Raw genomic sequence first — 14,646 nt, 5'->3', positions numbered from 1 at the left:
GAGCCAGTCACCATCGCCGAGCCGACTGGAAAGGCTGCCCAGTCGTTTCCGGATGCTGTCCTCGAGGAAACGAAGGCGTTGCGCGTACCAAGGCTCGTCACGCTCGAGGATATTGGCGAGGGCGCGGTCGAAGATCGGCGGCTCCAGCGTGTCGAGCGCGGCAAACATCCATGTGATCGCGCGCGCCCGGGCATTCGCATCGTCTGGCAACAGGCCGGCATGGCGCTCAGCGATATGGAGCACGATCGCCCCCGACTCGAACAGGGCGAGGTCGCCTTCTTCGTAGGTTGGAATCTGCCCGAAAGGTTGAAGCGCGAGATGCGCGGGTTCCTTCATCGCTTTGAACGAAATAAGACGAACCTCGTAAGGCTGGCCTACTTCTTCGAGCGCCCAGCGAACGCGCATGTCACGCGCCAGACCATTGCCGCGATCGGGCGACCGTTCAAAGGCGGTAATCGTGATCGTCATTTCTGTTCTCCGTAGCTTGTCTATCTTGAAGACGACTGGCAAAACGAAATTCCGACACTCCATGTCTGCGATCGTCGCTTCATCCGATGAATTTCTCCAGTTTGTATTGTCGCAGATCGTGGAAAGGGATGCGGTCCTAGTTGCTAAGCAACTGCAGGCTTTTCTGGAGATTTTCTGGCGCGGATGTGCGAAAGTCGCAGAACGGCACGCAAACAGGGCGGCAACATGTCGGTTTCTCAATCCAGAATTTGCAAGGGCTGCTGGGAGCAGATGCGTCTGCCGGTGCCTCTGCGCGGACCGGCTTCCATTCCCTTCCGTGCCTTCGGCATCCGCCCGAGCCGGATGAACCCGAACACCTGCACGGTTTGCGAACTCATGTTCACGCGCGTCATGAAAGCCCGCAAGATCACGGTGGATGTGTCCGTGCTTTTCGCAGACCTGAGAGGCTATACGACGCTTTCGCAGTCGCTTTCGGCCGATGCCGTCTCGTCGCTGCTGGATGATTTCTACGATGAATGTGCCACAGCCATTTGGGAATACGACGGCCTTCTCAACAAGACGGTCGGGGACGCCATCATGGCAATATTCAACTTTCCGATCCGCCGCCAGGACCACGCCGAACGCGCCGTGCGCGCCGCGCGGGAGATTCAGCGCCGCTGCCGGTTGCGTCGTGAACGTCACGTGGCTGAAGGCGCTGGCCTGGACGGAAGCGAACTCGGCATCGGTATCGGCATCGATTCGGGCGATGCCAGCTTCGGAGAGTTCGGCCGATCGCATCGCGACCTCACTGCGATTGGAACGGTTGTGAATACTGCCGCTCGCGCGCAGTCGGTTGCTGACGCCGGACGGATTCTCGTCACCAAGGCCGTTTGCGAACGGGCGCAGAGCCAAACGGCTGAAAGCGAAGGCCGGGCATACCACCTGAAGGGCTTTGAGACGCCGATTGAGCTTTACTCGATCTGAGCACCGTCGATGTCGGGTCGTTTGAATGCCGCGCATTTAAGGGCCGGGACCGTGACGCGCTTAGCCGGCCTTCCGTTTCCGAGGCATCTTTTTGCGCTACAGATAGCCAAGCCTCCTTTGGCGAGCCTCCGCGGGACGCAGCCTCGTTATCAAGCGGCTCGCTCAGCCCCTCGATCGGCGGCAGCGGTTCGCATTCCTCGCAAACGCAACGGAACGGCTTGATTGCTGCTGCTCTCATGCGGCACGCAGCGCCCAGCTTGCGAAGGGGTCCGGCAGGTTTCGCCATTTCTCGGGCGTGAAGTTCTCCGATCTGATCAGACAGGCATCGAGTTCGCTTCGGATCCAGTCCTCGTCCATCGGATCGGCGCCGATGAAGACGAGCTCCTGCCTGCGGTCGCCCCAGACGGGGTCGAGATAGGGGCCGATCGCCTTCTCAAAACCCGGTTCGCGCGGCCACTGCTCCTTCGGAACGGCTGACCACCAAAGCCCCATTTTGCCGGTCCTGACGATCGCGCCCGCCTGGCTGATCTCCCCGACATAATGAGGCCGCGTCGCCAGCCAGAAGAAGCCTTTTGCGCGGATGACGCCCGGCCATGTCCGGTCGAGAAAGGCCTGCAGCTTCATCGGGTCGAACGGCCGCCTTTCGCGATAGACGAAAGAGGTGATGCCATATTCCTCGGTTTCCGGCACATGGTCCTTGAAGCCGTGCAACTCCTTGTACCAGAGCGGATGGGTTTCGGCCTTGTCGATATCGAAACGGCCGGTTCCCAGCACATCCTTCAACGGAACGCGGCCGAAATCTGTCTCGATCAGCTTCGCATCTGGATTGAGCCCGGCGACGATCTTGCGTGCCGCTTCGCGCTGTTCAAGCGTTGCCGTTTCGACCTTGTTCAGCACGACGATATCGGCAAATTCGATCTGTTCGACAAGCAGATCGACGATGGTGCGGTTGTCGCCGTCGCCCGCCGTCTCGCCGCGGTCGGCGAGGAAATCGGTGGAGGCATAGTCAGCCAGGAGATTGGCGGCGTCGACCACCGTCACCATCGTGTCGAGCCGGGCGACATCCGAAAGGCTTGCACCATCCTCGTCGCGGAATTCGAAGGTGGTCGCGACGGGCAGGGGCTCGGCAATCCCGGTCGATTCGATGAGCAGGTAGTCGAACCGTCCTTGGCCGGCAAGCTGCCTGACCTCCTTCAGGAGATCGTCGCGCAGGGTGCAGCAGATGCAACCGTTGGTCATTTCGACAAGCTGCTCTTCGGTGCGCGAGAGGTTCGCTCCGCCGTCCCGCACCAGCGCTGCGTCGATATTCACCTCGCTCATGTCGTTGACGATTACCGCAACGCGCAGGCCTTCGCGGTTGCCGAGCACATGGTTGAGCAGCGTCGTCTTTCCCGCTCCGAGGAAGCCGGACAGCACTGTGACGGGAAGTCTCTTATCCATCGTTTTCTCCATAGAAATGGTATAACATTACATCGCGATATCTGAAAAAGGCGAGCCGAGGCCCGCCCGTTTGGTCTCAGCTTTCACGCGAAAGGCAATCCTTCATGCTGTTGGCGATGCCGCGCATCAGCGTAAAATAGAGATCGGGACCGGCCTCCAGCGTTGCCGCTTCCGGGTCGAGAACGCCGGCTTTCGCATCGGTGCCCTCGATGACGACATTGACCAGGCGTGGCTCGAACTGCGGCTCGGCGAAGACGCAGGTGGCGCCGAGATCGCCGACCTTCTTGTGAATCTCCGAAATGCGCTCGGCGCCGGGCATCGTTTCCGGGCTGACCGTGATCGAGCCGGCAACACGGACGGCATAGCGGTGCTCGAAATACTGGTAGGCGTCGTGGAAGACGATGAAGGGCTTGTCCTTCACGGGCGCCACGATGCCGGTAATTTCCTTGTCGAGCGCATCGATCTTCTCGTCGAGCGCCTTGGCATTGGCCTGGTAGGTTAGCGCATTGGCGGGATCGGCCGCCACCAGCGTCGTGGTGATTTCAGCGGCCAGGGCCTTTGCATTCATTGGGTTGAGCCAGAGATGCGTATCGAATTCGCCGTGACCGTCATCATGCTCGCCTTCCGCATGCGCATCGTGATCGTGCCCCGCCTCCTCGTGGCCGGCCTCTTCGTGCTCGTGTCCGGCTTCCGCCTCGTCGCCGTCATCATGCGGTTCGAACGCGCCGCCTTCACGGAACTTCAGCTTCACGAGCCCGGGTGCATCCTCCAGTTCGGCGATGGTGGCACCGGAGCCCAGCGATTCCAGCGGCTTTTCGAGAAAGGCTTCGAGGCCGGGACCGACCCAGAAGATCACCTTGGCATTCTGCAGCGCGCTCGCATCCGACGGCTTGAGATTATAGGTATGCGGGGAGGCTGCGCCATCGACGATCAGTTCCGGCGTGCCGGCGCCCTGCATGATTGCCGAAACCAGCGAATGGATTGGCTTGATCGAGGTCACGACGGCCGGCGCATCAGCCGCCTTGGATGCCCCGGCCAGCAGGATTGCCGGGATCGCGAGGGAAAGGCCCAGTTTCATGTTCATGCTCCGCTTGAATTGCAGTTGTAATGTTATTACATCAATTGCGTAATGCTATAACGTGTGCGATAGCAGGACGCAACAGCACTGTCGGAAAAATGATGTTATCTCCCGCAAACCCTGCCTCAAAGCCGCTGGTTTCCCTTCACAATGTGGGCGTCCGGCGCGACGGCCGCTGGCTCGTTCGCGGTGTGGACTTTTCGATTTCACCCGGCGAGATCGTGACGCTGATCGGTCCGAACGGATCCGGAAAATCGACGAGTGCGAAGGCGGCGATCGGCGTGCTGAAGCCCGACGAGGGCAGGGTGGAGCGCGCAAGCGGCCTCAAAGTCGGCTACGTGCCACAGAAGCTTGCGATCGACTGGACGCTGCCGCTTACCGTCCGGCGCCTCATGACGCTGACTGGCCCGCTTTCCGAACGCGAGATGATGGCAGCCCTCGAAGCCGCCGGCATGGCTCATATGCCGGATGCCGAGGTGCAGCACCTTTCCGGCGGCGAGTTCCAGCGGGCGCTTATGGCGCGCGCCTTTGCTCGCAAACCCGATCTGCTGGTGCTCGACGAACCGGTGCAGGGCGTTGATTTCTCCGGCGAGCTTGCGCTTTACGATCTCATCAAGCAGATCCGCAACTCCACAGGCTGCGGCATCCTTCTGATCTCGCACGACCTGCACGTCGTCATGGCAGAGACCGACACGGTCATCTGCCTCAACGGCCATGTCTGCTGCCGCGGCACGCCGGAGACGGTCAGCCAGAGCCCGGAATATGTGCGTCTCTTCGGCAGCCGCGCGGCAAAGACGCTCGCCGTCTACAGCCACCACCATGACCATACGCACCTGCCGGACGGCCGCGTGCTGCATTCGGATGGTTCGGTGACCGATCACTGCTACCCCGAGGACGGCCACCACCACGATCACGACGATCCGGAGCACAGCCACCATCATCATGCGGGAGAGCGTCATGCTTGACGATTTCTTCGTCCGCGCGATCCTCGCCGGCGTTGGCCTGGCGCTGACCACCGGGCCGCTCGGCTGCTTCATCATCTGGCGGCGCATGGCCTATTTCGGCGATACGATCGCCCATTCGGCACTGCTCGGCGTCGCACTGTCGCTGCTCTTCGAGTTCAACCTGACGCTGGCGGTCTTCGCCGTCGCGGCAACAGTCTCGGTCCTGCTGCTCTTCTTGCAGAAGCGTCAGGCGCTGTCTGCCGACGCTCTACTCGGCATCCTGTCGCATGCCACGCTCGCGATCGGCCTCGTGATGGTCGCCTTCATGAGCTGGGTGCGGATCGATCTCATCGCCTTCCTCTTCGGCGATATCCTTGCCGTCTCGAAGACCGACATCGCGCTGATTTGGGGCGGCGGCCTCTTCGTCGTTGCGGCGATCGCCTGGCTGTGGCGGCCGCTGCTGGCCTCGACCGTCAATCCGGAACTCGCCGAGGCCGAGGGGCTGCAGCCGGAGCGGGCGCGGCTCTTCTTCATGCTCCTGATGGCGGTCGTCATCGCCATCGCCATGAAGATCGTCGGCATCATGCTGATCACCTCGCTGCTAATCATCCCGGCTGCCGCGGCCCGCCGTTTCTCACCGACCCCCGAGATCATGGCCGTTCTCGCATCGCTGATCGGCGCAGTCGCCGTCGTCGGCGGCCTGTTCGGTTCGCTCACCTACGACACGCCATCAGGCCCGTCGATCGTTGTTGCCGCACTCATACTCTTCATCCTCAGCCTGCTGCCGCGGCTGGGGCGCAAAGAACCGCAAGGACAAGGCTCATGAACGCACCGCAACTGACCAAGAACCAGGCGCTGGTCTTCGATGTGCTGGAAAAGGCCGACGGGCCGCTCAGCGCCTATACGATCCTCGACAAGCTGCGCGACCACGGTTTCCGCGCGCCGCTGCAGGTCTATCGGGCGCTGGAGAAGCTGCTCGAATATGGCGTCGTGCACCGGCTGGAGAGCATCAATTCTTTCGTCGTCTGCGCCCATCCGAACGAGAACTGCCACAGCCACGGCTCCGTTGCCTTCGCCATCTGCGAAAGCTGCGGCCAAGTCATGGAATTCCACGACCACGAGGTCGATCACCGGCTGATGGACTGGACGCGCGGCAAGAAGTTCAAGGCCGAGAAGACGACGATCGAAATCCGCGGCCTCTGCGAGCGCTGCGCCGCCTAGCGCAATTCCAGGGGAGCTAGAGCCTTTCATGTTTTGACGGAAGCGTAGCCTGCGTTTGTGAAATAGTTTGCGCATTCGTCTGGCTCGATGGTGCCGGCGAGGTATCCGAGATGGCGCCAGGTGTCCTCGACGGTTTGCTTTTGGGCCTGACGCATCCAGTGCTTGATCTTGGCGAAGGCCTGCTCGATCGGATTGAGGTCGGGGGAGTATTTCGGCAGGAACCATAGTCTGGCGCCGGCCGCCCTGATGGCATGGCGGACGGCCTTGGCTTTGTGGGAGCCGAGATTGTCGAGGATAACGATGTCGCCAGGCTTGAGGGTCGGGATCAACTGTTGGCGAACATAAGCGTCGAAGCACTCGCCATTGATTGGGCCATCGAAGACGCAGGGCGCAGTCAGCCGGTCGCAGCGCAAGGCGCCGAGGAAGGTGAGCGTGCGCCAGCGCCCATGCGGGGCAAAGCCGCGCAGCCTCTTGCCCCTCGGCCCCCAGCCACGTAACGGCGCCATGTTGGTGCGGATCCAAGTTTCGTCGATAAAGACGAGCCGCTTCGGATCGAAGCGGCCTTGCCAAGCTTTCCAGCGGGCTCTGCGCCGGGCAATGTCGGCACGGCCCTGCTCAAGGGCGAATAGCGTTTTTTTTGAAGCTCAGGCCTTCACGGCGCATGAACTGCCAGATGGCATTGTGGGAAACGGTCACACCGCGGGCGGCCAGCTCGTCCTTCAGCCGATGCAGCGTCAGGTGCGAGGTCTGATCGATACGCTCGATAATGAAGGCACGATGCGGCTCCAGCACCCGCCGGCGATGGCCGCCCATCTTGCCGGGCGAGACGCTGCCGGTTGCCCGATGGCGCTGCGACCACTTCACCACAGAGGAGACGGCAATGTCGAACCGCGCCGCCACCACTCGGCAGCTCTGACCGGCCGCAACTGCAGCCACTACGCGTTCACGAAGATCATTCGAATAGGGTCGCGTCATGGATGCTGGCCTCCATTCCAGCATCCATGATGAATCACAATTCTGCTGATTTGGGAATCCCGCCACGATTCCGAAAAGCAATGAACCGCTCTAGTCGATCCGCTTGAGGTCGCGGGCAAAACGCTGCCAGTTGGCGACGTATTTTTCGGCCGAGCGCTTCAGTCCATCGATTGCCTTTTCGTCCAGCGTCCGGATCGCGCGGGCAGGCGCGCCGACGATCAGCGAGCCATCCGGAAATTCCTTGCCTTCCGTCACCAGCGCATTGGCGCCGACGAGGCAGTTGCTGCCGATCCTTGCACCGTTGAGCACGGTTGCCCCCATGCCGATCAACGAATTGTTGCCGATGGTGCAGCCGTGGACGATCGCATGGTGGCCGATCGTGCAGCCTTCGCCGATCGTCACCGGAAAGCCCGGATCGGTATGCAGCATGGCGCCCTCCTGAATATTGGTGTTCCTGCCGACGGTGACCGGCTCGTTGTCCCCGCGCAGCACCGCGCCGAACCAGATGCCGACGCCTTCGCCGAGCTCCGTCTGCCCGATCACCTGCGCATCCGGCGCAATCCAGTAGAGCCCGCTCGCCGGCAGTTTCGGCGACAATCCTCCAAGTGCGTAGACGGGCACGGCGACCTCCTCAGGCGACGGTGACGGTTAGTGTTGCAATCCCGTCGATGCCGCATTCGACGCGGTCGCCTCTCTTGACGGCGCCGACACCTGCCGGCGTGCCGGTCATGATGACATCGCCGGGCGCCAGGATGAACAGCTTGGAAAGCTCGGCAATGATCTCCGGCATCTTCCAGATCATCTGGCTGAGGTCGCCGTCCTGAACGCGCTTGTCATTATGGTCGAGCCAGATGCGGCCCGCCTCCGGATGGCCGAGGCGGCTTGCGGGCACGATTGCCGAAACGGGGGCCGAATATTCGAACGCCTTCGCCGCTTCCCAGGGGCGGCCGAGCTTCTTTGCCTCGGCCTGCAGATCACGGCGGGTGAAATCGATGCCGGCGGCATAGCCGTAGATGCAGTCGAGCGCCTTTTCGAGGGGAATGTTTGCGCCCCCGGATTTCAGCGCGATCACGCATTCGGCCTCGTAATGAACATCGTTCGACAGCGGCGGATAGGGAAACGGCTTGCCGGGCGGCAGCAGGTTGTCGGCGTTCTTCTGGAAGAAAAACGGCGGCTCGCGGCTCGGATCATGCCCCATCTCGATCGCATGGTCGGCATAATTGCGCCCGACGCAATAGACCCGGCGCACCGGAAAAAGCTCGTTGCTGCCCTCGATGGGAAGCAGGACTTGCTGCGGAAGAGGGATGACGGTGGCGGGATCTGCTGTGGACATGAAAATGCTCTTGTTGTTATCGAGTCCCGCGATCTTAAACGGAAAATCGCAGCCGGGGAAAGCGCAACGGGACGATTATCCTTCCGTGCCCGAGACATCGCCGCAAACGATCGCATAATAGGCCGCAAGTTCGGGGATCATCTGCGGCATCGTCTCAAAAACGGGATCATCCGGCGAAAGCTTGCCAGCATATTTCATTTCCACGAAGGCCCGATGTGCTGCCAGCGCCGCGGCATCCGCATGATGCAGCACTGTGAAGACCGGGGTGGAAAGGGTCTTGCCCTTGACCAAGACACGGTCCAGCTCGGCGATAGTATAGGTGCCCTCCACAAGCCTTGCCGTCTCTTCGCCGAGAAGCAAAGCAACCCCGTAGTTCTTCGAGGCACCTTCCAGCCGCGACGCGAGATTGACCGCGTCCCCGAGGCAGGAATAGTCGAAACGCCTGTTCGAACCCATGTTGCCGACGACGCATTCGCCGGTATTGATGCCGACGCCCATTTTCAGCGTATGCAGCGGCGTTCCGTTTATCCGGGACTCTTTCTCGAGTTGCCTGTTCAGGACCGCGATCGCCTCCTGCATCGCGAGTGCGGAGGCGACGGCATGCAGGGCATGGTCCGGGTCGTCGAGCGGCGCGTTCCAGAAAGCCATGATGCAGTCGCCCATATATTTATCGATCGTCCCGCCGTGATCCATCACAACATCAGAAAGCGGCGTCAGCAGGCGATTGATGAGTCTTGTCAGCTGCTCCGGATCGTCCTTCAGCGTCTCGGCGATCGTCGTGAAACCACGCACGTCCGAAAACAGGACGGAAAGGGTGCGCCGCTCGCCGCCGAGCTTCAGCTGCGAAGGGTCCACCGAAAGCCGCTTGACAAGATCGGGCGAGATGTATTGCGAGAAAGCGAGAGTGATCTGCTTCTTCTTGCGGCGCTCCTCGGCAAAATCGAACACGCCTTGTCCGAAGGCGACCGAGACGAAGGCTACGGTCGGACCGAGCGGCGCGACGAACAGATTGCCGAAACGGATGCCGGCATAGCTCAGCGCCACAGCCACGCCGATGAACACAACTGCAGCGGCAAATGTCGGCCAGCCCGTGGATTTCCAGACGGTCGCGGCAGCGAGGATGGCGGCAATCAGGATGGCGAAGGCAACCACCGGAAAGCGCGCCAGCTCGATCGCATAGCCATGCACGATATTGTCGTAAATCGTCGCCTGTATTTCGACGCCGGCGACCAGTCTGCCGGTATGGACCGTGTAAGGCGTTGCAAAGGCATCGGCGCCGCCTTTGTCGATTTCCGGCGCGTTCTGCAGGCTGAGCCCGACAAGCACCACGCGGTCCTTGAAGAAATCCTGCGGCAGAAAGTTTCCTGGGTCCAGCGCCTGATAATAGGAGACCGTCGGATAACTGCGCGATGGTCCGAAAGACTGAATCAGTGCATTGGCGGGCAGGCGGCGCGGGGCTCTCCCGGCTGCCTGCGCAAGGGTGATGGCAAAGCCGTCCTGATAGGAGGGGATATTGCGAAAGACACCGTCGCCGCCAAGGTTGATCGAGGCGATGCCCGTTCTCGCGCCAGCCGCAGTCAGTTGCGGCATCGGCGTGGCGCGGATCAGCTGGTCAGCCTGCGGCGTCTGGATCAGCGTTTCGTCGCCGGCCAGCACGACATCCGGGCCGACGGCCGCGGTGATGGCTGCGTCGTTTTCTCGCGAAGACTGTTCGGCCATGATGATATCAAGGCCGATCGCCTTGGCGCCGGCCGCGCGCAGTTGCCGAACCAGCCGGGCATGCAGGCTGCGCGGCCAGGGCCATTGCTCATTGATCTCAGCCAGAGACGGCTCGTCGATCGCCACGATCACCGGCGCATCCGCAGGCGGCAGCGGATCGTCGACCGTGGAGAGGTAATCGAAGCTTCGCAGTTCCAGCAGCGACCATGCGGGCAGACGCGAAAGCAGCGAAATGGCAACCAGTGTCCCCAGCACCAGCACCGCCAGCCGCACCGGCCGGCTGCTGAACGGCCAACCGGGTGGATATGCTTTATGCTTCGATCCGCCCGCCGCAATCATCAGAAGCGAACTTGAAGCGTGCCTTTGAACACGCGGCCCCAGCCGTTGAAGCCCGGGGCGACCTCAAAATCCTCATCAAGCAGATTGTATGCAGCGGCTTCGAGTGCGAACCGCTTGTCAAGCGGCTCCCACACAAGGTTTCCATCGAGCGTCCAGTAATCATCCAGGACCTCAGCGGTTTGATTGCCATGCCGCTCGCCGACATAGTTGGCTGCAAGAGTAGCTTTCACATTGGCTTCATTCACCCACGTGAGGGCAATTTGGCCGGAGTGCTTTGGAAGAAATGGCAATTCTCGACCATAACCGAAGCTTGACGGGTCCTCATCTTCGGAATCGCTGAGGGCGTATGTCCCAGCCAAGCCAAACCCATATCCCAGAGCAACGTTTGCCGTAAACGAGGCGCGATTAACGCGGGCCTTCCGCGAGTCAAAATCATCCAGCACAATAATGTCATTGACTGAGAGATCACGAAACTCCTGATGTTGGAAGTCAACGGCCGTAAACAGCCAATCATTCCATTCCGCATCCCATCGAATAGTGAACGTGTCCGCATACCCTGAAAGATCGATGCCGAATGTGTTGGGCTGCAGGCCAACGATGCCAACTGGAGCAAGGGTTGGTGTGGTGCCGTTCGTGCCCTGCCGCAAATAGCCGGCTCGCAGCCACTGGCCTTCCGCCGGCGACCATGCGATGCCTACACGAGGTTCGAAACGGTCAATATCCACCTCATCGCCCTGGTAAAAGGTGCCGAAGAGCCCGTATTCCGCCTTCAAATCCGGCGTCATCTCATGGAGGAGATCGACGTACACCTTGCCATAGCGAGTGCCGGTATGTTCCTTGAACTCACCGAGAGGGATACCAACGAATGAAATGCCCGTGGTCGTCTCTGTGTTGATCCATCCTCCTTCGGCACCATAGCGCCAGGTCAGATCATCGATTCCGTAGGTGTGATTTATCGCGGCAACGTAATTTTCCTGCTTCGTGTGTATCAGGCTTGAGAATAAACCGGGAACTAGTGGTCTCGGAACGAAAATGTTTTGATCCATCGAAGAATCAATCGACGAATAGAAGAAAGCTGAATTTAATACGTTTCGATATCCGAACGTGTGACTTAAGCCGACTCCTGCAATGGTGAATTTGTTATCAAGCCCATAGTAGAGGCCTGGCACCAGCGGCAGAAATGCTGTGGATGGAATGTCGAGATCGTATTTTGAATCTGAATGATTGACGAAAGCGACGAAACGATCGTCCGGAGTTAACGAGGCCGTCACGTAGCCATTGCCGGTGACCAGCTTGGTATCGGAATTTAAATCAAGGGTGCCATTATTGTATTCGCGTGTCGTGTCAGAGGCCTTTTCCCATTGGAAATTTGCGAAAAAGCTCACTGGTCGAGGTTCATTGGAAAAGCCCTGGATTTCGGCTTCACCCAACAATCCCCCATTTTCTTGTGTTAGCGTTGTTCCGGCGCCGATTGAACCCTCTAGGAAAGGCCGCCGAGCGAGATTTGCTGAGCGGGAACGACCTGAAAGCATATGGGGATCAAACAACAATCCTTGAATGAAGGATGAGTAGGATGATGCATTCGCGCTGTTGGTGACCACGTTCCCGCCAAAAAGAAATGAATTGGCGAGCGGATTGACACTTCCGCGAAACGTCTGATCGAAATAACTGCTGCCCGAAAAAGGATCGAAGACTGCATCACCGTAATATTGCCCCCAGGCGTCCAAACCCTGTAGGCGGAAAGCCGCATTGAGCGTCGAGCCACCGTTTTGATTGGCCCCAAGCGAAGCATAGTATCCGCCTCGCGCACGCGACCGCTTGAGGTATTCGCGGGCGCTTTTCATCGCACCGTCGGAATCATAGTCGTCGATTGCGACGGCTGCGCGGAATGCAGCGATAGAAGGATCGTTCTTGTCCAGCCGGTCGGCGTTGTCGAGCGCCTGGTTGGACGGGTCGCGGTCGCCCTTCTCGTAGTGTCCGGCGGCGAGCATCAGCTGAGCCTGCGAATAGCCCGGGTTGGCAGTCGAGGAGGCGAGCAGGTCGTCGACCGCCTTGTCCATCTCGCCCGTCTGCAGATAGTAGCGGCCGCGTGCCAGGATGGCGATGCTGAAGGCCGGATCGGCCGCCAAGGCCAGGTCGATCTCGCGCTTCGCCTCGTTCATCCGCGACTGGTCGAGATAAAGGATCGCGAGATTTGCATGGCCAACCGGATCGTCGGGATCCAGCTCGATGGACTTCTTGAGTGCGGCTTCCGCTTCGCGCGCCGCGCCGCGGGCATCCTGGAGCAGGCCGAGGTCGTTCCAGGCCATGGATGAGCCCGGCGCGACCTTGATCGCGGCATTCAGGTCCTCCAGCGCGCCATCGAGATCGCCCTCATAATCGGCGCGCATGCGGGCGCGGGCTTCCAGCCCGTTGGGGTCGGTCGGGTCGATCGAAAGCGAGCGTTCGATCGCCTCTCTCATTTGAATGCGGTCGTTGATCAGCATCGCGAGTTGTGCGCGCAAGGCAGGCAGGGTGGAATCGTTCGGATATCGCGCTTCCGCCTGCTTCATTGTCGCGATTGCTGCCGGAATATCCTCCAGGAAACCGGCCGTGTAGGCCTTCATCACGGTGGCGTAGGGGCCGGCAACATTTGCCGGCGGTTTTTCGACATGGTTCGGATCGCGCAGCGAACGCGAATAGTAGCCGCCATAGGCCGCGATGCTGCGGCGCTGCGGATCGAGCGACCGTTCGGCGCGCGAGAATAATTTCGCCGCCTCGTCGTAGCGCTTCTCGGCGCCGGCGATCAGGGCTTCGATCAGATCGGCGCGGGCGCGCTGGGCTGTGGAAAGCTTGAAGGCACGGGCATTCGCCAGCGATTCCAATGCCTTCTGCCGGCCGTCGAGCGAGAGTTGCACCTCGGCAAGCGTCAGCCAGTCTTCCGCAGTTCGGCTCTGGGATACCTTGACTTCGATGCGGCTGCGTTCGCTGCGCATCTTCTGTACCGGAAGGGGCGAGGCGGGCATGAAAGTGAAGCCGCCGCGCAGCGTCAGGTAGAACAGCATCTGTTCCCGGTCGTCGGGTGTGACGATGACGAGCTTGCGCGGCGCCTGGCCGATGGTGGCGACGGCCGCTTCGCCCTGCGCCACTTCGACGTTGCCGTGTTCGTTCTTCAGCTCTACGCGGCCTTCCAGCACGATCAATGAGGTCTGGTCGCCCTTGACCGTAAGCGTCCAATCGGTGCCGCGGATAGCGGCCGCCGCCGCCGGGGTCTCGACCGTCAGCCCCTGGCCGCCGCGCTGGGCGCGGGCCCACATCGTGCCGGACTGGAGGTTGAGGATCGTATCGCCTGCCGGTGCCATCTGCTTGACCTGCAGCGACGAGTTCCGGCCGAGGCGCACCTGGGTGCGGTCGGCGAAAAGGATCGCGAGCTGGCCGGTGGCATTGGTGCGCAGCACGTCGCCGCCCAACAGATTTTGGTGCAGGTCGATATTCTGCCAGTTCGACAGGTCGACGAAGCGGACCTCCTCGCCGAGCTTGCGGTCGATGACGGAACCTGCGGCCGGTGCCGCGCGCTGTATTGGTTCAGCGGCTGCCGGCCGCGCAAGACAGTGCGCCGCGACAGCCAACGCCGCAACGGCGGACATTAAATTGATGAATCGACCCCTCATGTCTAAAAGCGTGTGTCTATATGAAGTTGAAAAGTCAAGCCGTGCCGTATCCGCACTATTGCTTTGTCTGTGAAGTGTAATATCAGAGAAACACTTTGGGGCTGGAGTTGAGAACGTGACGGATTTTGAAAGTGCGGCCGAACTGATGAGGAGTGGGCCTTCGACCGAGGATATCGGGACCGAATATTTCGATCACATAAAGAAGATCAACGATATTTTTTACGACCAAATCAAGATTTCCGACCAGAAGGCTGCCTATATCTTTACTTTCATGCTCGCCTTCTTGGTGAGCTCCAGCGAGGTGCGCAGCGTGTTTACCTTGACGCGCTATGTTGAAGGTTCCCCGCAAAGTATGCTTTTCTCAGGCTTGCTTGCCGCAGCCTCGGTGTTTTCGATCATATCGGCCATCCTCGTGGTGCTGCCGCGCCACGTGAACAAATCGACCTCGCTTTTCTGGGGTTCCTGGGGCAAGCACCGCCATCGCTTCTGGGATGCCGCGCAGCGCCGGGACGAGGT

13 protein-coding genes are annotated in these 14,646 nt (G+C 60.5%); 5 read left to right on the top strand and 8 right to left on the bottom strand.

The features are described from left to right. Positions 1 to 468, bottom strand: a 468-nt coding sequence (locus BN1800_RS37135) for a glutathione S-transferase family protein (RefSeq protein ID WP_087005579.1), incomplete at its 3' end; no start/stop codon positions are given. A 225-nt stretch (positions 469 to 693) separates the two neighbouring features. Between BN1800_RS37135 and BN1800_RS37130 the strand changes: the two genes are divergently transcribed. Continuing rightward, positions 694 to 1,431: an adenylate/guanylate cyclase domain-containing protein gene (locus BN1800_RS37130; protein WP_179213998.1), complete on the top strand. Its 738-nt coding sequence runs from the start codon at positions 694 to 696 to the stop codon at positions 1,429 to 1,431. A 234-nt stretch (positions 1,432 to 1,665) separates the two neighbouring features. Here the strand turns inward: BN1800_RS37130 and zigA are convergent, their stop codons facing one another. Both zigA and BN1800_RS37115 read right to left on the bottom strand, forming a co-directional pair. Next, positions 1,666 to 2,871, bottom strand: a complete 1,206-nt coding sequence (gene zigA / locus BN1800_RS37120) for a zinc metallochaperone GTPase ZigA (RefSeq protein ID WP_087005572.1) — start codon at positions 2,869 to 2,871, stop codon at positions 1,666 to 1,668. Between the two features lie 76 nt (positions 2,872 to 2,947). Continuing rightward, positions 2,948 to 3,955 carry a zinc ABC transporter substrate-binding protein gene (locus BN1800_RS37115; protein ID WP_087005569.1) on the bottom strand — a complete coding sequence of 336 codons (1,008 nt, stop codon included), beginning with the start codon at positions 3,953 to 3,955 and terminating at the stop codon, positions 2,948 to 2,950. Between the two features lie 95 nt (positions 3,956 to 4,050). Between BN1800_RS37115 and BN1800_RS37110 the strand changes: the two genes are divergently transcribed. Genes BN1800_RS37110 through BN1800_RS37100 form a run of 3 tightly spaced genes read left to right on the top strand, consistent with a single transcriptional unit; the run spans position 4,051 to position 6,114 of the window. Beyond that, positions 4,051 to 4,914, top strand: a complete 864-nt coding sequence (locus BN1800_RS37110; protein WP_179213999.1) for an ATP-binding cassette domain-containing protein — start codon at positions 4,051 to 4,053, stop codon at positions 4,912 to 4,914. After that, positions 4,907 to 5,719, top strand: a complete 813-nt coding sequence (gene znuB, locus BN1800_RS37105) for a zinc ABC transporter permease subunit ZnuB (RefSeq protein WP_027513249.1) — start codon at positions 4,907 to 4,909, stop codon at positions 5,717 to 5,719. The genes BN1800_RS37110 and znuB overlap by 8 nt, the downstream gene beginning before the upstream one ends. Further along, positions 5,716 to 6,114 carry a Fur family transcriptional regulator gene (locus tag BN1800_RS37100; RefSeq protein ID WP_027513248.1) on the top strand — a complete coding sequence of 133 codons (399 nt, stop codon included), beginning with the start codon at positions 5,716 to 5,718 and terminating at the stop codon, positions 6,112 to 6,114. Before znuB ends, BN1800_RS37100 begins: the two co-directional genes overlap by 4 nt. A 26-nt stretch (positions 6,115 to 6,140) precedes the next feature. Here the strand turns inward: BN1800_RS37100 and BN1800_RS37095 are convergent. From BN1800_RS37095 to BN1800_RS37075, 5 genes are all read right to left on the bottom strand, one after another. Beyond that, positions 6,141 to 7,089, bottom strand: a protein-coding gene (locus BN1800_RS37095; RefSeq protein WP_087005562.1) for an IS630 family transposase whose coding sequence is annotated in 2 segments (ribosomal slippage) — positions 6,141 to 6,752 and positions 6,754 to 7,089 — 948 coding nt in all. Because the reading frame shifts where the segments join, the coding sequence is not laid out codon by codon here. A 90-nt stretch (positions 7,090 to 7,179) separates the two neighbouring features. After that, positions 7,180 to 7,710 (bottom strand): gamma carbonic anhydrase family protein, encoded by a 531-nt coding sequence (locus tag BN1800_RS37090; protein WP_087005559.1) that lies wholly within the window; start codon positions 7,708 to 7,710, stop codon positions 7,180 to 7,182. Positions 7,711 to 7,720: 10 nt separating this feature from the next. Beyond that, positions 7,721 to 8,422, bottom strand: coding sequence for a fumarylacetoacetate hydrolase family protein (locus BN1800_RS37085; protein WP_087005556.1), 702 nt, complete (start codon positions 8,420 to 8,422; stop codon positions 7,721 to 7,723). Between the two features lie 75 nt (positions 8,423 to 8,497). Continuing rightward, the gene (locus BN1800_RS37080; RefSeq protein ID WP_087005553.1) at positions 8,498 to 10,480 is read right to left on the bottom strand and encodes an adenylate/guanylate cyclase domain-containing protein; all 1,983 of its coding nucleotides are present in this window, start codon (positions 10,478 to 10,480) and stop codon (positions 8,498 to 8,500) included. Continuing rightward, positions 10,480 to 14,130: a FecR domain-containing protein gene (locus BN1800_RS37075; RefSeq protein WP_087005550.1), complete on the bottom strand. Its 3,651-nt coding sequence runs from the start codon at positions 14,128 to 14,130 to the stop codon at positions 10,480 to 10,482. Before BN1800_RS37075 ends, BN1800_RS37080 begins: the two co-directional genes overlap by 1 nt. A 115-nt stretch (positions 14,131 to 14,245) precedes the next feature. Between BN1800_RS37075 and BN1800_RS37070 the strand changes: the two genes are divergently transcribed. Continuing rightward, positions 14,246 to 14,646 (top strand): Pycsar system effector family protein (locus BN1800_RS37070; RefSeq protein ID WP_087005547.1); only part of this gene is annotated, 401 nt, incomplete at its 3' end.

It is taken from the genome of Rhizobium sullae (genome assembly GCF_900169785.1).
GTDB lineage: Bacteria > Pseudomonadota > Alphaproteobacteria > Rhizobiales > Rhizobiaceae > Rhizobium > Rhizobium sullae.
This window is presented reverse-complemented; position numbering and strand designations above follow the sequence as displayed.